General features: G+C 42.2%; 18 protein-coding genes and 1 pseudogene. 9 read left to right on the forward strand and 10 right to left on the reverse strand.

Annotated features, from left to right (window positions below; translation table 11 throughout):
- Nucleotides 1-296 precede the first annotated feature (296 nt).
- The 3 genes from ACYQ2C_RS17750 to ACYQ2C_RS17760 all read right to left on the reverse strand — a co-directional run bounded on the left by ACYQ2C_RS17750 (nucleotide 297) and on the right by ACYQ2C_RS17760 (nucleotide 4,151).
- Nucleotides 297-827, reverse strand: coding sequence for a lipocalin family protein (locus ACYQ2C_RS17750; RefSeq protein ID WP_460104482.1), 531 nt, complete (start codon nucleotides 825-827; stop codon nucleotides 297-299).
- Between the two features lie 226 nt (nucleotides 828-1,053).
- Complete coding sequence (gene olsF / locus ACYQ2C_RS17755; protein WP_460104484.1) at nucleotides 1,054-2,742, reverse strand: bifunctional ornithine lipid synthase OlsF; 1,689 nt, start codon at nucleotides 2,740-2,742, stop codon at nucleotides 1,054-1,056.
- A gap of 227 nt (nucleotides 2,743-2,969) precedes the next feature.
- Nucleotides 2,970-4,151: a hypothetical protein gene (locus tag ACYQ2C_RS17760; protein ID WP_460104486.1), complete on the reverse strand. Its 1,182-nt coding sequence runs from the start codon at nucleotides 4,149-4,151 to the stop codon at nucleotides 2,970-2,972.
- A gap of 155 nt (nucleotides 4,152-4,306) precedes the next feature.
- Between ACYQ2C_RS17760 and serB the strand changes: the two genes are divergently transcribed.
- Nucleotides 4,307-5,494 (forward strand): phosphoserine phosphatase SerB, encoded by a 1,188-nt coding sequence (gene serB, locus ACYQ2C_RS17765; protein ID WP_460104488.1) that lies wholly within the window; start codon nucleotides 4,307-4,309, stop codon nucleotides 5,492-5,494.
- A gap of 137 nt (nucleotides 5,495-5,631) precedes the next feature.
- Here serB and ACYQ2C_RS17770 read toward each other — a convergent pair whose 3' ends face one another.
- From ACYQ2C_RS17770 to epmB, 3 genes are all read right to left on the reverse strand, one after another.
- On the reverse strand, nucleotides 5,632-7,791 hold the full coding sequence (locus ACYQ2C_RS17770) for an EAL domain-containing protein (protein WP_460104489.1): 2,160 nt from the start codon (nucleotides 7,789-7,791) through the stop codon (nucleotides 5,632-5,634).
- A 532-nt stretch (nucleotides 7,792-8,323) separates the two neighbouring features.
- Entirely contained in the window at nucleotides 8,324-9,946 is a 1,623-nt protein-coding gene (locus tag ACYQ2C_RS17775; protein ID WP_460052625.1) for a hypothetical protein, read from the reverse strand.
- Nucleotides 9,947-10,555: 609 nt separating this feature from the next.
- Complete coding sequence (gene epmB, locus ACYQ2C_RS17780; RefSeq protein WP_460104491.1) at nucleotides 10,556-11,575, reverse strand: EF-P beta-lysylation protein EpmB; 1,020 nt, start codon at nucleotides 11,573-11,575, stop codon at nucleotides 10,556-10,558.
- Nucleotides 11,576-11,741: 166 nt separating this feature from the next.
- Here epmB and efp point away from each other — a divergent pair, with 166 nt between their 5' ends.
- Nucleotides 11,742-12,317 (forward strand): elongation factor P, encoded by a 576-nt coding sequence (gene efp, locus ACYQ2C_RS17785; RefSeq protein WP_460104492.1) that lies wholly within the window; start codon nucleotides 11,742-11,744, stop codon nucleotides 12,315-12,317.
- Nucleotides 12,318-12,466: 149 nt separating this feature from the next.
- Nucleotides 12,467-13,411 (forward strand): EF-P lysine aminoacylase EpmA, encoded by a 945-nt coding sequence (epmA, locus tag ACYQ2C_RS17790; protein ID WP_460104493.1) that lies wholly within the window; start codon nucleotides 12,467-12,469, stop codon nucleotides 13,409-13,411.
- A gap of 2 nt (nucleotides 13,412-13,413) precedes the next feature.
- Here the strand turns inward: epmA and ACYQ2C_RS17795 are convergent, their stop codons facing one another.
- Nucleotides 13,414-14,724 (reverse strand): MFS transporter, encoded by a 1,311-nt coding sequence (locus ACYQ2C_RS17795; RefSeq protein WP_460104494.1) that lies wholly within the window; start codon nucleotides 14,722-14,724, stop codon nucleotides 13,414-13,416.
- 281 nt (nucleotides 14,725-15,005) lie between these two features.
- Between ACYQ2C_RS17795 and ACYQ2C_RS17800 the strand changes: the two genes are divergently transcribed.
- Together ACYQ2C_RS17800 and ACYQ2C_RS17805 are read left to right on the forward strand one after the other, a co-directional pair.
- Nucleotides 15,006-15,566 (forward strand): YceI family protein, encoded by a 561-nt coding sequence (locus ACYQ2C_RS17800; protein WP_460104495.1) that lies wholly within the window; start codon nucleotides 15,006-15,008, stop codon nucleotides 15,564-15,566.
- Between the two features lie 346 nt (nucleotides 15,567-15,912).
- Complete coding sequence (locus ACYQ2C_RS17805) at nucleotides 15,913-17,067, forward strand: hypothetical protein (protein WP_460104496.1); 1,155 nt, start codon at nucleotides 15,913-15,915, stop codon at nucleotides 17,065-17,067.
- 49 nt (nucleotides 17,068-17,116) lie between these two features.
- Here ACYQ2C_RS17805 and ACYQ2C_RS17810 read toward each other — a convergent pair.
- Nucleotides 17,117-17,710: pseudogene (locus ACYQ2C_RS17810) on the reverse strand (IS1595 family transposase).
- A 271-nt stretch (nucleotides 17,711-17,981) separates the two neighbouring features.
- Here ACYQ2C_RS17810 and ACYQ2C_RS17815 point away from each other — a divergent pair.
- The 4 genes from ACYQ2C_RS17815 to ACYQ2C_RS17830 all read left to right on the forward strand — a co-directional run bounded on the left by ACYQ2C_RS17815 (nucleotide 17,982) and on the right by ACYQ2C_RS17830 (nucleotide 20,594).
- Nucleotides 17,982-18,260, forward strand: a complete 279-nt coding sequence (locus ACYQ2C_RS17815) for a DUF6156 family protein (protein ID WP_460052642.1) — start codon at nucleotides 17,982-17,984, stop codon at nucleotides 18,258-18,260.
- 13 nt (nucleotides 18,261-18,273) lie between these two features.
- Nucleotides 18,274-19,638, forward strand: a complete 1,365-nt coding sequence (locus ACYQ2C_RS17820) for a (Fe-S)-binding protein (RefSeq protein ID WP_460104499.1) — start codon at nucleotides 18,274-18,276, stop codon at nucleotides 19,636-19,638.
- Nucleotides 19,639-20,040: 402 nt separating this feature from the next.
- On the forward strand, nucleotides 20,041-20,430 hold the full coding sequence (locus ACYQ2C_RS17825) for a hypothetical protein (protein ID WP_460104500.1): 390 nt from the start codon (nucleotides 20,041-20,043) through the stop codon (nucleotides 20,428-20,430).
- Nucleotides 20,427-20,594, forward strand: a complete 168-nt coding sequence (locus ACYQ2C_RS17830; RefSeq protein ID WP_460104502.1) for a hypothetical protein — start codon at nucleotides 20,427-20,429, stop codon at nucleotides 20,592-20,594. The genes ACYQ2C_RS17825 and ACYQ2C_RS17830 overlap by 4 nt, the downstream gene beginning before the upstream one ends.
- 16 nt (nucleotides 20,595-20,610) lie before the next feature.
- Here ACYQ2C_RS17830 and ACYQ2C_RS17835 read toward each other — a convergent pair whose 3' ends face one another.
- A complete protein-coding gene (locus tag ACYQ2C_RS17835) occupies nucleotides 20,611-20,943 on the reverse strand; it encodes a hypothetical protein (RefSeq protein ID WP_460104503.1) in 333 nt (110 codons plus the stop codon).
- A gap of 1 nt (nucleotide 20,944) precedes the next feature.
- Complete coding sequence (locus tag ACYQ2C_RS17840; RefSeq protein ID WP_460104504.1) at nucleotides 20,945-21,472, reverse strand: hypothetical protein; 528 nt, start codon at nucleotides 21,470-21,472, stop codon at nucleotides 20,945-20,947.
- Nucleotides 21,473-21,677: the final 205 nt, after the last annotated feature.

The following is a 21,677-nucleotide window of genomic DNA, read 5'->3' on the forward strand; positions in this document are numbered from 1 at the left end:
CAATCACTTACCGTTCTTGAAATTGGCGACACATCCTTGTGTCGCGAGAAACTCTAGGTTAATCAGAGTTTCCTATTGTTTATTTAAAAACCCAAGTGCGTGAGTACTTGGGTTTTTTGTAGGAGCTTCTGATTAACTTATCCTTGAATTAATCGCAGTGCCAAAATTGAAGTTTCTAATTTTTTCACACGCTCAATCACTCACAGCTCTTGAAATTAGCGATACATGCTGCGTCTTAGCAGATTCTAGGTTGATCAGAGTTTTCACTTCGTTTCTGTACTTCAACTTCTACGCTTTTATAATTCGTGGCGAACGAAAATCAACTCGTCTGTTTTAAATCCCAATTCTTTACCGCGGCTGATAAGTGATTTTAGTTTTGCATCATCGATATTGGGTGTTCTCGATAGAATCCAAAAATAGTTTTTTTTCGGCCCAGAAATCAACGCGGTTTGGTAGTCATCGTCTAAATACGCAATGATATACGAACTGTAAAAAGGCCCGAAAAAAGATACTTTTAAAAAGCCTATGTTGGTGTCTTTAACAAAATAGGCTCTGCCTAGGGCTTCGTCCCACTCTTGATCTTTAACATTAAAACCGCGATTGGTGACATTAATGCCGCCGTCGTCGCGAAGACTGTATTGGGCGTTGATCTTTTCTGAGCCTCGCTCGAAAGGATGATCAAGTCGGGCGATTTCGTACCATTTTCCGAGATATCGATCGACGTTAAAGTTTTTAACCGGAACAACGTTTTCAGGAACGTTGGTACAGCTACAGAGTAATGCTGCCAGCAGTGCGGTGAATAAAAAGCGTGATAATCGTGTTTTCATGAAAAAATCCTTGCTTGCATGACCTCAAATAGAGAAGTGCTTGCCTGTGTACGCTAAAGCCTAGCCCTTGAGATCATTATAGGAAATTAATCAGAAGTTCCTATATTCACTGGGGTGCTGGTAGAAATCTAAGAAGTGTACAAAGTAGGGTATTTAAGACGAGATATTTAGCGAGGCAAAAAGACTCCAAACGATTACTCGTTGAAGTCTTTGAGGAGGGATTGTGTTAACCGATATAGCGTTTGCGTTTCGCTTCTTTTAGCGTGTGTAGATCGGCGATAAACAAGCCATCAATGCAATCAGAGAAATCTGGGTCCACATTAAACGCTAGCAGCTTAAAGCCGCCGTCTTCGTACAAAGAGGCGTATTGTCGAAACAGCACTGGCATTTTGCAGTTTTGGTCGCTAAAAGCCTGCTGAAGTAATTTAATGCCAGATTCTTTGTCGTGGCCTTGGTATTTTTCAAGCAACTGAGTTTTGGTTGCAGGGCGAATAATAAAAGGCATTTTCCCCGTCGCCAAAACTTGTTCGCTGCCGTAATAGTGCTCGTAATAAAACACCAATTCTTCGGTTAATTCCTTAGTATAGGTGGCGCTCATGGTAACCGGGCCAAATACGTAGCGAATGTCTGGGTTGTGGCGAATGTAAGCGCCAATGCCTTGCCACAAGTAATCTAAGCTATTTTTACCCCAATATTTTGGGTGCACAAAGCTGCGTCCTAATTCCATGGATTGCGACAGTAATTTTTCAAAGTGCTCACTAAATTCAAACAACGAGGATGTGTATAAGCCTTTGCTGCCTTTGTGTTCGGTAATTTCTTTGGTGTTACCAATTCGGTAACTGCCAGCAATTTCGAGCTGATCGTGATTCCACAGAATCAAATGATCGTAGTCGCAGTCGAATTTATCGAGATCTCTGCGCGAACCCGTGCCTTCGCCCACTTTGCGAAAGGTGAATTCCCGTAACCGACCAATTTCACGCATTAAGGCTTGTTGTTCGTAGTTGGCTAAGAAAATCGAGTTCTGATCGCGGGTTTCGCCTAATAACAGCGCTTTTTTCAACTCGGCTTTTAGATCGCTGCGATCTTCGGGATGAGCGATGGTTTTTACGGTTTCAAATTGCGGCTTGTAATCACGCTTTAACTTGTACAGATGTTTACGCAACCGAGTGAGAAGCGCTCGGTCGTTAAGCTGTGGGCTGTGCAGCGCATGGCTATCGATAGCTTCACCGATACGAAATTCAATAACACTTGGGCGCTTATCGTAAATTTTGCGCGTAACTAAAATTTCTGCCAAAGGTTTTAACAACAGCTGGGCCGACGTTAAGAGCAGCGAATTTTTAGCTTGCATAAACACCGGCAGAATGGGCGCTTCGGCAGTGCGAGCGTAATTCAATAGCGACGGTTTCCAACGAGAATCTTTAACACCGGGTCTTGATTTAGACACGCGATGAGCAGGGAATAAAATCACCGCTTGATCTTGTTCCAGCGCTTTTTTGATTTGTACTGAAGACTCTTTTTGATTGTTCGAGATTATTACGTAAGAGGCGATGTTCTCGATTCCCGCTAAAAAATCATCGGCGACAATTTTCACATCGCGGCGCACTTCTAATATTAAGCTTAAAATGGCCAAGCCATCCATGGAGCCGATTGGGTGATTGGCGATAATCAGTGCTCGTCCTTGAGCCGGAATGTTACGTCGATCTCTCGCAGAAACTCGGTAGGTAATGTTGAAATAGTCAAAGACTTGGTCGATAAAATCAATCGCCCCCAGCTCTTTATGGCTGAGCAGAAATTGATTGACCTCTTGTTCGTGGGTGAGCTTGCGAAGCAGCGATAAAGCAGGCTTTTTCAAAATCTCGGGTTGCTGGGCAAACATCGGAATTTGGTTGTTGGCGGCTCTTTCTATATCGATCATGTTCTGCTCGGTCATTCGTTAATTGACGGAGAATAGAACCGGATCGTGACACTAACGTGAATAGAGTGTGTCAGTTGTGTGACTAAAAATGATTCAAAAATAAATCATCAAACGCTCTGATTAAGCACTCAGATTGTTTGAATTTACGGTCGATAAGCGTGACTTATTTCGAGGCGTATTTTGGTTAAGTTGTATTGCAACTTGAATGGATGAGAAATCTGTAAATTTTAAGACGTTTCTTCGGTAGTGGCTTGCGGCTCGGGTGCGGTTTTTTTGTTGCGTGCTATTAAAAGCTGATCGAGTTGGTTATCAAGCAGTTTTTGTAAGCCTGCATCAAAATCATCGGCTTCACGCCAATAATTTTCGCTGTCTTTAAAATGCACCTTGCCGTCGAGTACTGGCAAAAGATTCTGGTTCACAAATAAGTAACCACCGGGGTTTTGGTCGCGAGTTCTCGATACAGTGTCGGCAAGCACAGGACTTTTAAAAGCATAATCGACTTGTGCGCGCAGGTTCAGCTCGCTCTGGTGGCGAAAGGCTAAGGACAGTAACAATTGTCCGCAACACAGTGCCGAAAAGCTGTTGTCTTCGAGGCTCGCATGACAAAACAGCAGCGACGGCAACGACGAGCCGTAATACAGCACATCGGCATTATAGAGCTTTGCCACCGAGTCGATTTGTTCGCACAGATTCTCAACCATGGCTTGGTAACTGGTTTCGCTCAATACGCTGGCAAGGGTATCGAGTTCGGCAGATTTTAATGACAGGGCCACGGCGTGTTGGTTGCTGAGCTGTTTTTGCGGCTCGATATACTCTTCGGAATCGTCATCAAGAATGGCTTCAACTTCGGATTTTGGATCGTAGGTTAAAACCTCTAAAAAGTCTGACGGTGCCTGTTTGATGAGAATAATTACCAAGGGTACGCACACCAAACACAAAAATACCGCCATCCAAATATTGAGGTGCTGAGTGGATTTAATGGGTAGAGCGTATACCGATAAGTAGCCCGCAATATTGCTGTTTTGGGTGATTTCAGTGGTGGCAATAATCGATTGTGGATGAGGTTCGACATCGCCCACTTGAGTTAACAGGCGATTCTCCACATCGTGAACGGTAATTCCGTGAATGGATTTTAATTCGGCGATTTTTGCAAGCGTGACTCTAAGACTTAAGAGGTCGTTATTAAACAGTGGCCCGGAGCTTTCTTTGGCGGCTAATGAAGCGATTTCATTGGTGACGTCTTGAGCCGATTGGCTACGCTCTGAGGTTACAGATTGAAATAAAAGCAGATAGCAAATGGCCGATCCAATAAGAATTCCTAACACGGTCGCAACGGCGGCGACCCGCAAGTTGTGAAGCCTGGAGTGATGTAAAATATTAGCAAATGAATTGGACAGAAAAGCTTGCATGCACGAACGTCTAAACACCGGTTACTTTAGGGGTATTGTAGAGTAATCCCATTGAGAAGCTATAATAGCGCTCGGTTTTATTGCTCAGTATTTCTGTCAACTGCGAAAACTCAGCGCCCCAACCCCGTTTAATCACTCCAAGTTAAGAGGCTGCCGTGTCTGCTTTACGTTTGTTTTCTTTTGTCGGAAAAGACAATCCCTCCGCTTTGCCAAAAATTCTTGCAGAAATGGCTAACCTTACCTCGAAGATATTGGATGTCGATCATTCGGTGACCCTCGACCAGCTGCAACTGGCCATTGTTGCTTTGCACGACGATTCGAAAAACCTAGATTCGCTGGTGAAGACCTGTCTAGGAATGAGTATCGCCGTGAACACCAGTGAACTGGCTTCTGCCGACTACGAAAACTGGGTTGCCGAAGCGGGCCGTCCTAAGTTTGTCGTTACCGTTTTGGCCAGCGAAATCACCGCACAGCAACTGAGCCAAGTGTGTGTTGTTCTGCAAGGTCATAATCTCAGCGTCGAAAACATGCAGCGTTTAAGCGGACGTATTTCGTTGCAGGAGCCTGCTGCGGACGCTTTTGAATCCCTTGAAATCCTTGCCTCTGGCGATGTCAGTGATCTAGCAACGCTGCGTTCAGATTTGTTGTCGTTGGCCAGTGAACAAGCGATTGATATTGCCGTGCAAGCCGAAGATATTTATCGCCGTACCCGCAAGCTTGTGTGTTTTGATATGGACTCAACCCTAATCAAGGTTGAGGTCATTGACGAGCTCGCAAAAGCCGCCGGTGTTGGTGAGCAGGTTGCCGCAATCACCGAAGCTGCAATGCGTGGCGAGCTGGATTTCAACGAAAGCTTTGCCAATCGCCTGGGTACCTTAAAGGGTCTTGATGAATCCGTTTTAGCGGAAATCGCTGCAAACTTACCCATTACCGAAGGCGCAGAAAGACTGGTTAGTACCCTGAAGAAGATGGGCTACAAAACCGCGATTCTCTCTGGTGGTTTTAACTATTTTGCACGTTATCTTCAGCAAAAAATGGGCTTCGATTACGTTTACGCCAACGAACTTGAAATTGAAAATGGCAAGGTTACCGGTCGTGTGGTGGGCGAAGTGGTTAACGGCGAGCGCAAAGAGTTCTTGTTGCGCCAGATCGCTCAACAAGAAGGAATTCTGCCTGAGCAAGTGATTGCTGTTGGCGATGGGGCTAATGATATTCCTATGTTATCGGCAGCCGGTTTGGGGGTGGCATTTAGAGCCAAACCCATTGTGCGCGAGAAAGCTAAGCAGTCGATTTCAACGCTCGGCTTGGACGCGATCCTGTATTTGATTGGTTATCGTGATTAGTCTTTGCGAAGCGAAATTTGAAGACGTAAAAAAGGGCGAATTAATCGCCCTTTTTTTATTGGTATCACGTTTATTGGCATCGCGACTTAGATTTTGTGAAGGATGGTATTAAGCACTTTACTGGCTGAGTCATTACGTTAATTAGGATCAGCGTTAAAGTCGTAGTTCATCATGGCGTGAGGTTCTTGCAGATAGTGGCCCTGAATGTAGTGCACTCCGGCCTGCCAAAGCTTAGAAAGCGCCGAGGCATTTTCAATAAACGGCACGATGGTAATCTTTTTCACACTGTGCAGCTCACGTACTAAGTTGGTTAGGCTTGTTGATTCAGGATTCTCTTGCAGCTCCTGAGTATAGGAGCGATCCAACTTAATATAATCGGCGTGAACATGTTTGAGCGTATTCAACGGATTTAACACACAGCCAAAGTTGGTGAGCGAAATAGGAGTGCCATTAGCCGCAACCGATTCGGTAAACAGCTTGGCTTTGGAAATGTGCGTGGTGACATCGACCTCGCGCAATTGGAAAATAATTGCGTCTGGTGGTAGCTCGGCGGCTTTGAGTGCAATTTTTAACCAAGATGAAATGTTGGTATCTTCAAAAATCGCTTGGCTAAGGTTAACGACTAAACGCGTGTTGTTGCCTTTTTGACGGTGTTTTGACAATTGCTTAGCGGCCTCTAACACCACCCAACGATCAAACTTGTTCAATACATCAGGATCGGAGACCTCTTTGAAAACATCGGTATTGGCCAGTTCGTGGCCGTCTTCGTCTCTGATGCGCGCCAACACTTCGTACTGTTCTTCTTCCGAGCCGCGAAGGCCAATAATGGGTTGATACAGCAAATAAATGTTGTCGTTTTCTACAGCCTGAGAAAGCTTGGCCGCCATGGTTGCGTCGCCAACAGACGATTTCTCTTTTTCTTCATACAGTTTGTAACCGCCGTCGTTATCAATGTCTTCATTACGCAACGCTTCCATGGCCATGCGTGCTCGTTCAATACATTGGTCGCTATTTTGGCTGGTTTCGGTAATCAAACTGACACCAATCTGCAATCTCACTAGAATGGTCTTACTTTTAACCTCAAATACGTGCTCATTAACCTGCTCAACCAATTTACCGGCGCGTTCTTGCGCGGGTGTTGCTGAGCAATTTGGCAGCAAGACCGCAAAGGTTGAGTCGTTAAAGCGCGCGAAGAATTCTTTGCCATTCAACCAAGTACGTATGTTGTTGGAAATTTCGCGCATGGCCATATCGGCTTGGCGATAGCCTAAAACATTAATAATGCGTTGATTGAAGTCGGCGATGTGAATTAACAACAGTGCATGGGTTGATTGATGGTCGGCGGAGCCATCTAAGGCTTTTTCTATTTGCTGATAAAGAGCATTACGATTGTACAAGCCGGTAGTGCTGTCGCGCAGTTTGGCGGCGTTGTCCTTGGCTTTTTCCGCGGCAACTTCTTCCGCCGAAGGACCTGCAGCCGCTGCTGTGCTTGCTGCCGGAGCGGTTGCGGTCATTAGACTTTTAAGCGCTTGATAGGGCGCGTGAAAATTAATGCAGGCTTCGTTTTCAAAGGTGGCCTGGCTAACTTCGATCTCAACAGGTTGAGAATTGCCTTGAAGGCCGGGCATGTTCAGGGTGATTTTTTGTGCCTGAGCTTGCTGACCTTTGAAGTTGAATTTTTTCAAAACTTCTTTGCAAAGCGTTTGGTCGGCGTCGGCAATGACATCGATAAACGGCATAGCCTCCAGGTCATCTTTATCTTCGTAACCCAGTATTTCGGCAAAAGTCTCGTTGCAGTATAAGAACATACCGTCTTGCACATAGGCGATGGCATCGCGTGAGCTATCTAAAAGTCGCATGGCGCGTTGTTCTGCTTCGCGGCGCTTGCGCTCTGCCTGGCGTTGGGATTGGCGGTGATTACGGTTGGCAACTTCACGCTCGATAATCAACAGTAAATGCTGGTCGTCGTCGAGTAAGATCACGTCCCGGCAACCCGCTCTAATTCCTTCTACTACCGGTTTTGATCCTTCTTCTTCGGTAACAGCAATGACAGGAAGATCGAGATTGAGTTTACGAATTTCTTTGATTGCATTGACCAGAGGAAGGTTGGCAGTTTGGTCGTGACCGATAAGCAGATCCCACGATTGTTCTTGCAACAACTTAGACAATGCTTCTTGGGATTCAGCGTGTTGAGCTCGAACACTGACACCTGAGTTTCTTAACATGCTGGCAAGACGCTCAACTTCAGATCGAGAATCGTTCAGTATTAACAGTTTTATGGTATCGCTTCGGCTCATATAAATCTTGTAGCGCAGTTTGAGTAAATGTAAACCCAGAGTCAGATTCGTGGGTTTAATTTTAAGTCGTGTTTTACGACGGTATTAAGCAGACCAAAAAAGAGAGTGTGCTTACATATGCGTTGACCTGCGATGGCAGAATCCTAACGGCCGTTTTGCTAAGACAACTGCTCTTTGAGTTTTGCTTTAAGCTGTATCGGTAAAGTCTTAATCCTAATAGATTTATTGATTCAAACCTAATAAATGCGTAGCAAGATTTAACAAAACTTGTCATTTTTGTGCTTATTTGACGAGGTTTGATCAACTACTGAGACAAGCTATCCTTGAGCGATCTCGAAAAGGTGTCATTGCACAATAAGTTATGACGAAAATTAAGTATAAAGGGTGGTGTTTTTACAACTTTTTCCATTTGAAAGTTTATTTTAGGCAAAAGTGTAGAGACCGTGAACTGCTTTTAAAGGAAATCTCTCATAAAACCCTACATTCGGTGTTTATTTGAGAGATTTGTCTGAAGATTCAACAGAATTTGTCGCTATTTAAGTTCTCGAAAGAAGAATTGACTAAAGGCGCCAGTGGCCATAACCATTTGACCGAGCTGTACTTTGCGTTGCTGGCCGCGTTTAGCCAAAGTTATTGGGTAGCGCTCACTGAATGGCAGATGCGGTATAACGAGACTTTCCGTGCCATCGGTCAGTGAGTTTCTAACCATTAACACGCGCATAAAGTCGGATTCGTTACCGTTGTCGGTGACGGTACAGGCTCCAAGAGCTTCTACTTTTTCGGCTAAGGTCTGTACACCAAACTGCACACCGCTTTTATCGCTACGTCTAACCCAGCGCACTGCACCTACGTGCCAATTCCGCTTGCCGGGCTCTCGGTACGCAATCAGTTCGCCCGCTTGTAGATTGGGCGGGATTGAATCATTACATCTGAGCTGAAAACCGTTATCGCCGGTATTGGTCATTTCCATAAGATAAAGATCGGGCGTCTCAAAGCGATTGCCCTTATCTTGATTATCGACCCAGCTGGTTGAATAGACATCGGCTTCGTCGTTCGATCCATAGATAAACGAATCAAAACTGGCGCCGTTTAACAGCAGGCTATGAATACGAGAAATGCCCAAGCAGACCTCAATATTCTTATCGCATTCTTCCCGCTGTTGCAGGCGTTGAATGCGCTGTCCCCAACAGTGGCTGAGGTGGTCTTTCAGGCTTGTGCGTAGAGTAAGGGTTCGGTTGCGCTGGGTCGAGAACTCGGCGTCATCGCTCTTATTCAGTAAGTTGATCAGGTTTGAAAAATCAATGGTCAAACCGTCGTCGCTGAGGTTTTGTGGGTCAAAGGTTGAGCTGTAATCCGGTTCTTGGTCTGAACAGCTCAGTACCGAAAATAACGATTTTTCACCGTCTTGGTGGACATGAATATCGATGAACTTAGACCATTCCAAAAGAATGTTGTAGACCTGATTAATTTCAACCGGGCGTAACTGGAATGGATTTGCGCAGGCCAGCGCCAAGGTGGCGCCGTAAGCGTGAGCGACTGTGCCGGAAGCCTTGTGATTTATGGGATCAACAACATTGATATCTTTAACTTGCGCGTTCATGGCTATGCGAAACAGGGCATTGGTCATGGCCCAAAGCTCTGATGGCACCGGCGTGTAGAACTGATAGTTACTTTTCATCAATGCGCACAGGCCCGTCATGGCGCGATGCAGATAGCTCGCTAGTACTGCGGGGTTGGGCTTCTTTTCAAGACTTAAATCAATGGCGCAGCGGCAATAGGCTATGACCATGTATTTTTGTAGTGCCTGAGCAATAACCACGGCTTTCTTTTGAGTCTCCGACAGATTAAGCGGAGACTGCGCCAGTGGCGTTAAAATGGTTTCGTTGCAGTTAACAATAGGTTGACGCACATATTCCAATAGCTCCGCGCGGGTTGCTGGGGTCATCTGGACTTTGGCAAACTCTGGCAAGGCTTTGTACAACAAGGCACTGGTGTTCGCAGCATTCGTGACCGGCAGCTCATCAATCCAAATTTTCACGCGAGCAGGCTTAGCGGATGCGCAAAAGCTAAACTTGGTTTCGTTTGCTTCGGGCAGCTGAAGGGCTTTAACGTAGTTGCAGGTAGTCAGTTTGGATGACGCGCGACCAAAAAGCATAAATCACTCAATAAGAATCAGTCGTAATTAGTAGTTATCACTCTCAGATGCAAAATACGTAGTGACTAACGTTGTTATAGCCAACGCTGCTTTATGGGATTGCATCTCTTGTGTGAGTTTCTTCGATCTCTATAGTTATTTTAGTCTCTAGTTGCTTGCTTTCGCTGGTTGGATTTACCAAACCGATCGACGTTATTTTCTTTATTTTATCAATTAGATGTTGGATTTCACGAAATCGTTATACATAGAGCTCAAGTTAACCAAACTCCAACTAACTCAGAGTCGCCAACCACTAAAGCACAAGGGTGTGTCGCCAATTTCAATAACGTTAAGTTATTGAAATTGCAAAGAAATTGGAAACTCCCCGTCAATTTCTGTTCTCTGACTAAATCATTATGCAGTTAATCAAAGGTGCTTTAGGTTCTTCAATATTTTTAATTTAGGTAAAACCTACTTAAGTCTTACCTAAACAAAGATGCCACAATGCTTTTGATATTTCTATTACACTCACTAGCAGGGTGGCCATATTCCACAAGGCTAGAACGTGTTTGGGTTTTGCGGAATTGATTAAAATTCAGCAAATAGTGTGTTGGGCTTGTTTTAGTCTTATCAAAGTATCCAAGTTTTGGATTTTTCTTGAGCAATCTCTCTAACCAAGCGCGGTACTAGATATCCTGGTAATTTCGACTGCATCTGCTTATGCAGATTTGTAGCCAATTTCTGTGATACGTAAAAATGAGCAGCGCCGCTCACCTGATCTAATAGGTGCAGGTAATAAGGTAATACTCCCGCCGTAAATAAGCGCTCACTTAAGTTTATTAGTGCGTCGGCAGAGTCATTGACTCCTTTTAATAGAACGCTTTGATTTAACAAGGTCACACCCTGTTGTCGCAGTTGTTGCATAGCAAAATCAAAGTGCTCATCAAGCTCCTGTGCGTGATTAACGTGAACCACTACCACAATTTTGTGTTTACTCCTGGCGAGTATATTGACGAATTCCTTGTCGATTCTTGCCGGAATTACAGCCGGAACGCGTGTGTGAATCCTTACTTTATCTATGTGTTCAACTTTTTCTAAAGCGTCAAAAAAGCGCTGAAACTGACCATTACCGACACTTAACGGATCACCTCCACTTAGGATGATCTCTTTAATCGAAGTATCACTTGCGAGATATTCGCTAATCTGTCGAAGTTTCTGCTGGTTGAGCCGATTACTTTCGTAATCAAAATGTCGGCGAAAACAGTAGCGGCAATTAGTGACGCATTGGCTGGCAAAGGTTAGTAGCACTCTGCCGTGATATTTGTGGATCAATCCCGGAGTTTGGGTTGCGGCGGTCTCTTCCAAAGGATCGGCAACATAACCGGCAACGTCTAAAAGCTCAGGACCACTGGCCAACAATTGCTTTAAAATAGGGTCGTTTGCATCGCCCGGTTTGATTTTTCGCACCAAAGGCCAAGGTGCCCGCACCGGAAATAATTTCTCGGCCTGGGCCGCTTGTTCTAAAAGTGCTGTGTCGCAGCCGAGTCCAACAGCCTCTAAGAGCTGCTGGCCGCTGGTAATTAGATGATTGAATTCACTTTGCCAGTCTTCGGTCTGCCCAGAAAGGTCGAGCTGAGGTATTATGTGCACTTTTTGTAAACCAAACGCAGTTCCAGTTTTAACGGGCCGGTGATTCTACTGACTTTCGTAGCAAAATGTTTGTAAATTAATGACTTTTTGTGAAAGTGGGTCACATTCTCGGGATACTGGCTGTGTCAGTTGATTATTAGTTCAGTCAGTTTGATTCGAGGATTTTATGGCAAGCTATTCCACCAATGAGTTTCGCGGCGGCATGAAGGTAATGCTAGACGGAGACCCATGTTCCATTCTAGAAAACGAATTTGTTAAACCCGGTAAAGGCCAAGCATTCAACCGCGTTAAATTACGTAACTTGGCAACTGGCCGTGTTCTAGAAAAAACCTTCAAGTCTGGAGACTCATTGGATTCGGCAGATGTTGTCGATCAAGAGATGGAATACCTATACTCCGATGGTGAGTTTTGGCATTTCATGAACCCTGCCAGCTTCGAGCAGCACGCCGCTGACGAGAAAACCGTAGGTGATTCTATTAAATGGTTAAAAGAGCAAGACCTTTGTACCGTAACCTTGTACAACGGTTCACCTCTTGCGGTTACCCCGCCTAACCACGTAGAGCTAGAAATTGTTGAAACCGATCCAGGTATCAAAGGCGATACCGCCACCGGTGGTACTAAGCCTGCGACTCTTGTTACCGGTGCGGTAATCAAGGTACCTTTATTTATGTCGATTGGTGAAATCGTGCGTGTTGATACGCGTACTGGGGAATACCTAGGTCGTGCTACTGGCGCTAAATAAGCATCCGGTGCATTCGTTCAATGAATATTGAACGACATTTCCTTGAAAAAGCAGAATAAATCAGCTGATTTCAATGATCAAAAAAACCAAGCTTATGCTTGGTTTTTTTGTTTTTACAGAACATATCTTTTTGAAAAATGAGTACAAAAATGTCCGACTGGCGACCAAGCGCATCCATTGCCTCTTTGCGTGAGCGTGCAGAATTTCTTGCGCAGTTACGACGGTTTTTTGCTGATAAAAACGTATTGGAAGTTGATGTACCGGTATTGTCATCGACGACCGTCAGCGATCCCAATATCGAATCGGTGCAGGTGATTTGTAACGACGGCAACGCCTATTTACAAACGTCGCCCGAATACTTTATGAAGCGATTATTAGCCGCTGGTAGCGGTGATATTTATTATCTGGGAAAAGTGTTTAGAGATAACGAACGTGGACGCAAACACAGCCCAGAATTCACCATGCTGGAGTGGTATCGAGAGGGATTTACCGATCAGGATTTAATGGAAGAAGTGAGCGAACTGGTTCTTTCGCAGGTAAAAAATGTGCCTCTGCGTAAAGTCAGTTATCGAGATATATTTTTAGAAACGCTCGCTATTAATCCGCACACGGCAACCGCAAAACAAATAGAACACCTCGCCCGACAACATATCGATTGTTCTTTCGAAAGCGATCATAAAGACCTATGGCTGGACATATTATTTACGCACCTAATTGAGCCTAATTTGCGCCATTGGGTATTTATTTACGACTACCCAGAATCGCAAGGCGCCTTGGCAAAAAAAGCCCACAATGAACACGGCGAGAAGGTCGCAAAACGGTTTGAGCTCTATTGCGATGGCATTGAAATGGGTAACGGCTATTGGGAATTAACCGATGCTAAAGAACAACGCGAACGCTTTGAAGCCGATTTAATTCAGCGCCAAAACATAGGTGCGCGCGCGTTAAATTACGATGAACGTATTCTCGCGGCCCTTGAACATGGCTTACCGGAATGTTCGGGCATTGCCATGGGTGTTGATCGCATGTTGATGTTAAAACTGGGCGTTAGCAATATTGCTGAGGTTTTGCCGTTTAAACTTGACGGTGCCTAATTTTAATCTTGAGCTTCCGGCAATTTTAGGCTCATAAATACCGCCAGAATTGCCGAAGCGGCAAATAAACCCAATACCAAACTTATCGATAATTGCGCGATGGCCGCGCTAATTAATCCCCAAACCAGCAGTAAAACTCCGATTGCAGTATTGCTAACGGCAACGTAATCGGTTCGGCGATTGCCACCGGCGAGATCAATAACATAGGTTTTGCGACCTAAACGCACGCCTTCGTGAGTGATGGCTAATAAAAAGTACAAAACTAACATGATGTAAAAACTGGGTGTTTCGGCCATTAGAGAAACCACACAAGCACCAGTGCAAAATAACGCCGTAAGCCCGGCGGTGGTGAGCATGACTTTTCGGCTGGAGCGATCGGCAAACTTACCCCAAACCACGGCGCTTAATAAGCTCGCCAAACCGCCCACCAAAATAAATAAACCCAAAGCCGATTGACTGGCTTCGGCCATGCTGCTGTGTGCCAAGGTAATAAAAAACGGTGCACTTAAACCCGAGCTCATCATTAATGCGCGCGTAATAACAAAGCGCCTGAAATTTTTGTCGGTTTTTAATAAGCTCGCGCTTTTCATTGCCGAACTAAAGGCATTAGCGCCGCCATCGGTTTCGCCTTCTTGCTCGTCGATTGTGCCGTAAAAAATACCGGCAAGAAGATAAAGAACTGCAGCTATAAACAATAAAATCGCGTAGTTATTTAATTGCTGCGTCCAGTTTAAATAGAGCGCAATACCCAAAATAAGCGTAATAAATCCGGCACTGCTAGAACTGTAACCAGACACCAATCCGCGACGGGTTTTGGGAATGGTTTTACCCAGAACATCTTTAGACGCTACCGAGCAGATGCCGCGCGCGAGGCTAATAACAACCAGTAAACTGACGATGGCAAGACCGGCACTAAATCCGTCCAGAGAAAACGCCACCCAAGCCAAACACAAGGCGCCAATCCCTTGCGCAGCGGCACCGAAAGCGAAAAACCATTTTCGTTTTGCAAAGTTGCGAATATAGCCTGCAAATATTAATTGAGGTAATAAAGAGCCCGATTCACGAATGGGAACCAACAAACCACTGAAAAACGCAGGCACCCCAGCACTCGCCATAAGCCAAGGTAAGATAAGCTTAGCGCTAGAGAGCGTATCGGCGATAGAATTAAGAAACTGAGCGATCAATATTCTGAAAAAATTACCCGGAACCACCCTACAGGCCGACTCGGGAATATCTTTGCAAACTCTCGCGTCTTCTTCATCGGCCAGGCGTTGATACAAACTTTCTAGAGATTTTGTGTTTGATGGTTTCATGTAAATATTTTCATCTGATTAAGGTACTAGTTAGCGTAACGTTAAGAACTTCCGATTAAAACATGGACGAGATCATCAGGGCTTCTTTAAAAAGAGCTTCTTTAAAAATAGTATTGCCGGTTGAGGCTAGTTAATTAAAGCGGTTTAACCCCAGGCAACAAAAACATAAAAAAGAGACGTATTCAATGTTGATAAATTATAACCCGAAAAAGACAAAACTTTTGCTTATCACTTTTATAATAACCATTTCTGTATTTTTACAAGGGTGTGTGAGTTGGTTGGTGCCCAAAGTTGAACAAAATGTTACGCAGCTCAAACCCGGAGCCTACGAGCTGGACCCAGACCACGCCACACTACTGTTTAAAGTTAAGCATTTGGGCTTATCGGATTTTGTTGGTAGCTTTGATAGGTTTTCTGTTGCTCTGGATTTTGATCCGAATAATATTGAATCTACGCAGCTGCACGCATTAATTGATATAACATCTCTTGATGTCAACAACACCAATTTTGAAGAACAACTTGCCGGTAAGGGTTGGTTAAATTCGAACGAATACCCACAAGCGGAATTTACCAGTAAAAGTATCCAGAAAATTACTAGCTCCGAAGCATCCAGCCAAAAATATCAATTTAACGGCCAATTAAATTGGCGAGGTTACACCAATCCGGTTCAATTCATCGTTACCTTCAATGGCGGTGCAAATAATTGGCTCACCGGAAAATACACAATCGGCGTAAGTGCCGTTGGTCAGTTTAATCGCTCCGATTTTGGTATGGATAAATACAAAGATTTTGTAAGTGACCAAGTGAATATAGAAGTTTATGCGGAATTTCAAAAAGGTTAGGTTTAATATTATTTGTTGGTCGTATAAAAATTGTTCTGAGGTCGTGTAATTAGGGACAATTTGTAATGATGGCTTTAGTCTCTGAGAAAAATTGAAGAGTATTTAGTCCGAGATAATTGTTGAGTAGGCTGCACCAATACCATGGTAATTAATGGAGTTATGGTTACAGAGTAACATTGGTGATTAAATACACGTCAATTATATTCGATATTAACTGGATGCTTTTGGGGTATGTTATGAAGTTTTGAATTTGATGTTTTTAAAAATGTTTTAGGGAAAAGCGGGGCATTTTTTTGATTTTAACAGGTATTTTATTTTAATAATATTTTAGAAGAAGATTTGACTAATGAAACTAGATGTAAATAATTTATTCATTAAATGGGATTTCGAGAAAAAGTTCCTAATGAAGACTCGGATTGGCAAATTGAACTCGACATTACTTGCTGTTTTTTTAGCTTCAGGAGGAAATACATCTTTAGCCTCTGAAATCTATGAACCTGAAGGTAAAGAGCAATTTGTAATATATAGTGATAGAGAGTTTACAAAGGAATATGGTTTTGACGGATTTTGTACCAAAGCATCTATTAAGAAATGTTCTAAAAAATTACCCTATGAACAGTATTCAGAAGCTAAAGGCTATTTTTCGTCGCAAAGTCCAACCACCATAGATAAATTCGGGAATAAATTTCATTTGGTTGTATTAGAAAACGGCCAAAACTACTATTTTCTAGAGAGCGCAAGTAAAAGAGATAAATACTCCTTATCAAGTATTATCCCCATGGAACGTTACGTTGATATAAAAGCATTTAAACCTGAGCCACTTGTTAAAGGCTCTAAAATAATGCTGATAGCTGTGGAGATTCAATCAGGGTATGAAGTCTATGTCCTCAGCGATGGTAATAGGTTAGTGCAAGAGCATTTGAATAAGATTAGACATACGTATGAATTGTTTGGTGAGAACACTGAGTTGGCAGATCTTCTTGTTAAAACAAGTATACGAGAAAGAAAATCCGGCACATATAGCATAGAAGCAGATGAATCATTGTTTTTTAAGACCAGCGAAGATGGAATTTCAGCTGAAAAGTACAGGCCTTCTTATGGGGGTATTGATCTCTCTTTGAGTGTGTTAGGTAATAACTATGTACCAAGATTAAAAGTGGGGTATGGTGGGGACAATGATTTACTGGTTAAATCTTTTGAAATTATAGCTGGGGATCAATCTTGGCATTCACCTGACCTTCTATTTTTAAGGAGTAAACCCAAGCGTGGTCTAATCTGGGACGAAACATTGATAAACTATCAAGATTATTATCTTAAAATCAATCCACTGATTACGCAATTTGATAAAGTGATCATACGATTTCATGGCGAAGATGGGTACAAAGATTATGATGTACCTCAAGTTCAATTAGAAGCTTATAAACATATGCTTAGTATTTTGGATGAGTTGCCTCCATCGGTGAATATAAAAGACGCTTTGTTAGAAAAACTAAAAAAATAAGCATTATATAATGCCGTTACTTTATTTAAAGGTCTGAAGTAGCTAAGAACTAGTATTTTGTAGTTTTATACCAGCATTTTAGCTGTTTTAGTAGCGTTTGGTGATCTCCTCCATTGAGGCGCCATTCGCTCTCTTTAAGAAATCAATAAAAATCATCTTGTTTAATTCCATTAAACTTTCGTAAACGGCGTCTAGCCTGATTCCAAAAAATTCTCGATTTCATTAATGTGATTTGTATTATCAGCAAATAATTTCGAATGATTAATCCGCTGATGATGAAAATCACTCACATCCAAAGCGTTGTAAGATTTAAATGTATCGGTGTAGATAAAGCTATCAGGTGCAACTTTCTCATTGATAATAGGCAACAGTGTTTCAGTTTTGGCATTGGGGATAATAACGGAAAAAACCTTTCGCCCTATTTTTAATAGGCTAAAAACTGTTATTTTACCTTTTACGCCTCGACCTCTATTGCCTTTACGTACTCCTCCAAAATGGCTTCCATCGATTTCGACTTTACCGGATAAATCGTATCTCGGCAATTTATTGGCTATCAGCTGTCTCAATCGCATAAAAACGCGAATGGCTGTATTGGGTTGTATTCCAAGTATTTCAGCCGCCGACCCACGACAAAATATTCAATAAGTCTACTTTATTGCCTAGGCGTTAACCGGATTTTTCTTATGTACATGAGCTAAGAGTAGCCTTTATGGCTACTCTTAGCTACTTCAGCCCCTTATTTTGAAAGTACTGTTGTTGCCAGATGCGTCGCTAATACTGACTGCTGAGTAACATGTTGGTGATATGTTCTGATAAAAATCAAATTCTTTTCAATTATCTTTAAGACTCTTCATTTTTGGTACAAAGCTTTCTGAGGGCTCTTGATTATTAGCATTAGCCCTTAGGAGCAGGTTGTGAGCGAAGTGTGTGAAGAGAAGTATTTTCTGAGTTATTCCGGTGTTCGACTGCCATTAAAGTTGGTTTCACCCATTGAAAGTGAAAGTATCGAGAATCGAAATACCTATTTTGTGGCAAGCTTTAATGATTCCGGTCTTTTGCTGCAGGTGGTTAAAAAGGTCTACGGTGAGGTTGAGTTACGGCACGAATATTCCTACGACGACCAAGGTCAGTTACTAGAGGCGAAAATTACCAACCTTGATGGCGAGGTTCAGGTAGTGAAGCCTCGCGTTTAATGTAGGTTGTTTTATGTTAAAAACTTTTCTGGATTGGTCGGCATACAAAGACGCGGGAATGGGCGATGCCTACGCGGATATTCCTAAAAACGGCGGCGATTATGCTAAGGCTGTTGCAGTATGTATTAATAGCCGACAATGTGAGGAACACGACAAACAGGTAATGTGCCCGAGCTTTCGTGTTACCGGTAATAAAAATTTATCAACCGGTGGGCGGGTACAGCTTTTAAAGCACGCATTGAATAATTTAGATGAAAATAACGCTCAATTTTTAGAGATTGACTTACAAAACGCTTTAGAGCTTTGTGTAAGTTGTAAAGGTTGTAAGCGCGAATGCGAAAATAACGTCGATATGGCGTTGATTAAATCGGAATTTTTAGCACAAAGAAATCAACTTAAAAAAATGTCTTTTCGCTCTAAAGTATTCGCGAAAATTCCTGATTTAATGAGTTCTTCTCGCTGGTTAAATTCGGCCGTTCGGCTTCGTAATTCATCGAAATTCATTGCTCTCTGGGCTGAGAAGCTAGTGGGTATTTCTCACAAAATAAATTTACCCGAACCAGTTTCAAGCAGTGATTCACCTTTAGAAATTTTATTGTCCAGTTATTCAATAAAAACTGTCGAGCCAGTTGTGACTGAAGTCTGTTTATTTGTTGATACTTTTTGTAAAAACTTTGAACCTAATATTGTTTTAGACGCTGTAACTGTTTTATCGCAGGCGGGCTATAAAGTCAGTTTGGTCAATGCTGCAAAACATGAGAATTTATGTTGCGGTAGAACTTACCTAGCGCAAGGCATGATTAACGAGGCTCAAACAAAGGCTCTTGCATTGGTTGATACTTTGTACGAAAAAGTGAATGCGGGTATCTCTGTTATTGGGTTAGAAGCATCTTGCGTATTAGGTTTACGTGACGATGCCTTGGCGTTATTTTCTGATGCTGATATTAAACAAAAAATAAAAACCGTAGCCGAAAAAACCTTTTTATTAGAAGAATTTATTTTTCGCGAAATTAAAGCCAAACGCTTTCGTTTGCAAGGTAATAATTTGGCCGGTGACTATTTTGTTCACGGGCATTGTCATCAAAAAGCTACGGGCGCCATGAAATCTGTGCGCCGCGTGTTAAAGCTTTTAGATCAGCAAACATTTACGAATATTGATTCCAGTTGCTGCGGAATGGCAGGTACTTTTGGTTTGGAATCGGAACATCAAGAACTGAGCGAAAAAATGGCGCGGCAAAGTTTAATTCCCGCCTTAGATACAAATCCAGAGCAATGGGTGGTTGCTAATGGATTCTCGTGTCGACAACAAATCAAAAATTATTCGCGCAATAAACCTGTGCATTTGGCCGAAGTATTACGGCGACATTTTTGTTCGTAAATTTTTAGGATTAAAGATTTTTTGGTTGATGCTAATTTTTAAATAGCACATTAACGTTACAGAGGTGTTTGTAAACAGCTGAAACTGGTTGGAAGTAGGGTTTAGAAAAACCTACTTTTTAAACGACTTTGATAAATGGTGGATGAGTTATACACAGTGCAAAAGCCAAATTTCAGCAAATTGATTGGTATAAATTCGAAAAGTTCTCCTTTTGGAGAGATGCTTAACACTTTAGTTTCTGATTTATTTTCCCAATTATTTGGATTGGTAGATTTTTGGTGTGATTTAAGTCTATTTTTATAATGCTCATCGCTATAAAGACAATTAGAATCAAAATTTGGTATTCACCTTATATAAAACCAACGCTATTCTACCGCCAGTAAAAATGTAAGAGAAATATTTATGAGTAGTGGCGTACTTTTCACTATTGATGAAAAATATAAAATTAAATTTGAAAAAATAGATGATTTTGACCAAGCTTTATTGGCCGAAAATCAGTACTTCATGAGTGAACAAGAAATCAGTGATAACCCAGATGGGTATCTTACTGATGGTGAGCATATTGTTATCGCGAAAATGAGACGAAAGCGGGTTCTGGCAGACCTTGCAAAAATAGGTTTTACACCAGGTTGTCCTAAACCACAACATGCTTTTTCAATCGTCAATGGTCAGCCAAACGTGAGGAATACACCGGAAACTTACTATTATGAAATCGAGCATACCTTCGAAGATATGGGATGGGAATATACCGGTAATCCCCACGCTGATGAGGATTACGGAGAAGATTCATGAGCTGGGAAATTATACAAACCGAAGAATATGCTAGTTGGTTTTTAGAGCAAGATGAATTCACTCAATTAAAAGTCCGTCAAGCGGTTGAAGAGTTAAAATTAAAAGGCCCAATGTTGGGTAGGCCTCAAGCGGATACCTTACATGGTTCAAAAAAGTATTTTTAGTCTCGCATTTTTTTATTTATAAAGCGCTGTTAATAATTGCTGATTTCCATCTGGATTTTACCGAAACTAAACAGCCATATCCTTTGAGCTCAATGTTTTTAAGTTTTTTGTTGCTGGTTTTTAGAAGCTTCTTAAGCCATCCTTTAGTAACAATACTACCACCTTTTGATAGATCTGTTAGAAGCTCTTTTATATTGGCGTTGCATTTGGAATCCGTAGATAACATTTCTTCTACTATATCCACAGTTCTTTCATTGAAGTTATTCTTATAGATTTTTATGGTTGTGTCTTCTCCAATTATGGCAACAATGAGTTTGTAAAGATCTTCTTTCTCTGATTTATTTAACATATTAAAAACCTTTTAATAGTTCTTTATAGTCGTTTTTGTTAAAACCTGATCCAGATAACATCAAAATATGATCGGTTTCGTCTTTATTAACCAAGAAGGATATGTAGGACTCTTCTCCACAAGCTGTGTAAATAACATAGTCGCTTGTTTCAGTTTTATTTATTTCAGGATTTTTAAGTGTTCTTTTGGTTTCTTCCCATGAGTTTGAGAAAAGACTTGCATAAGGTTCCGTTAATTCTTCTGTAGATTTTAATCCCAATAAATATTCAGGGTATTCAGAAAGATTAAAGCTAGGCGGTAATTTTTCGACATATTGGTCTATTATTAAGCCAGATAAAACGCTGCCATTTGCAAACCTCACTGACACAGAGTCGGATTGAAAAAATATCGCACTATCTAATTTCTGGGTTGGAATATTAATCTTGAAATATGGGCTGTATGAAATGGCGGTGTTTGACTCTTTAATATGTGAATTATTGGCACAGCCGCTCGCAGCAAGAATAAAAATAACAAACGTTAAATATTTCATTGGTTTTCTCGTTAAAAAAGAAAATATTAGCACAACCTATTCTATTCAAGTCAGTTATGTAGGCTGGAATTACTTCACATAATTTAAACTCAGTGTCGTCAATTTACTTTTGGTTTGAAATTTCTAATATAACGCGGTTTCAGATAATAAGTGCAATTGGTAGTTGAGAGGCCAGCTGGTAGAGTCAGCACCTCTCCCGACCAAG

This window comes from Sessilibacter sp. MAH3 (assembly GCF_054658275.1).

Excerpts from the sequence above, each read along its gene's own strand:
- ACYQ2C_RS17805 (WP_460104496.1), top strand. The coding sequence starts at position 15,913 with ATGAAACTAGATGTAAATAATTTATTCATTAAATGGGATTTCGAGAAA.
- ACYQ2C_RS17770 (WP_460104489.1), bottom strand. The coding sequence starts at position 7,791 with ATGAGCCGAAGCGATACCATAAAACTGTTAATACTGAACGATTCTCGA.
- epmA (WP_460104493.1), top strand. The coding sequence starts at position 12,467 with ATGTCCGACTGGCGACCAAGCGCATCCATTGCCTCTTTGCGTGAGCGT.
- ACYQ2C_RS17825 (WP_460104500.1), top strand. The coding sequence starts at position 20,041 with ATGAGTAGTGGCGTACTTTTCACTATTGATGAAAAATATAAAATTAAA.
- ACYQ2C_RS17820 (WP_460104499.1), top strand. The coding sequence starts at position 18,274 with ATGTTAAAAACTTTTCTGGATTGGTCGGCATACAAAGACGCGGGAATG.
- ACYQ2C_RS17760 (WP_460104486.1), bottom strand. The coding sequence starts at position 4,151 with ATGCAAGCTTTTCTGTCCAATTCATTTGCTAATATTTTACATCACTCC.
- ACYQ2C_RS17775 (WP_460052625.1), bottom strand. The coding sequence starts at position 9,946 with ATGCTTTTTGGTCGCGCGTCATCCAAACTGACTACCTGCAACTACGTT.
- efp (WP_460104492.1), top strand. The coding sequence starts at position 11,742 with ATGGCAAGCTATTCCACCAATGAGTTTCGCGGCGGCATGAAGGTAATG.
- ACYQ2C_RS17795 (WP_460104494.1), bottom strand. The coding sequence starts at position 14,724 with ATGAAACCATCAAACACAAAATCTCTAGAAAGTTTGTATCAACGCCTG.
- olsF (WP_460104484.1), bottom strand. The coding sequence starts at position 2,742 with ATGATCGATATAGAAAGAGCCGCCAACAACCAAATTCCGATGTTTGCC.
- ACYQ2C_RS17830 (WP_460104502.1), top strand. The coding sequence starts at position 20,427 with ATGAGCTGGGAAATTATACAAACCGAAGAATATGCTAGTTGGTTTTTA.
- ACYQ2C_RS17750 (WP_460104482.1), bottom strand. The coding sequence starts at position 827 with ATGAAAACACGATTATCACGCTTTTTATTCACCGCACTGCTGGCAGCA.
- ACYQ2C_RS17835 (WP_460104503.1), bottom strand. The coding sequence starts at position 20,943 with ATGTTAAATAAATCAGAGAAAGAAGATCTTTACAAACTCATTGTTGCC.
- ACYQ2C_RS17840 (WP_460104504.1), bottom strand. The coding sequence starts at position 21,472 with ATGAAATATTTAACGTTTGTTATTTTTATTCTTGCTGCGAGCGGCTGT.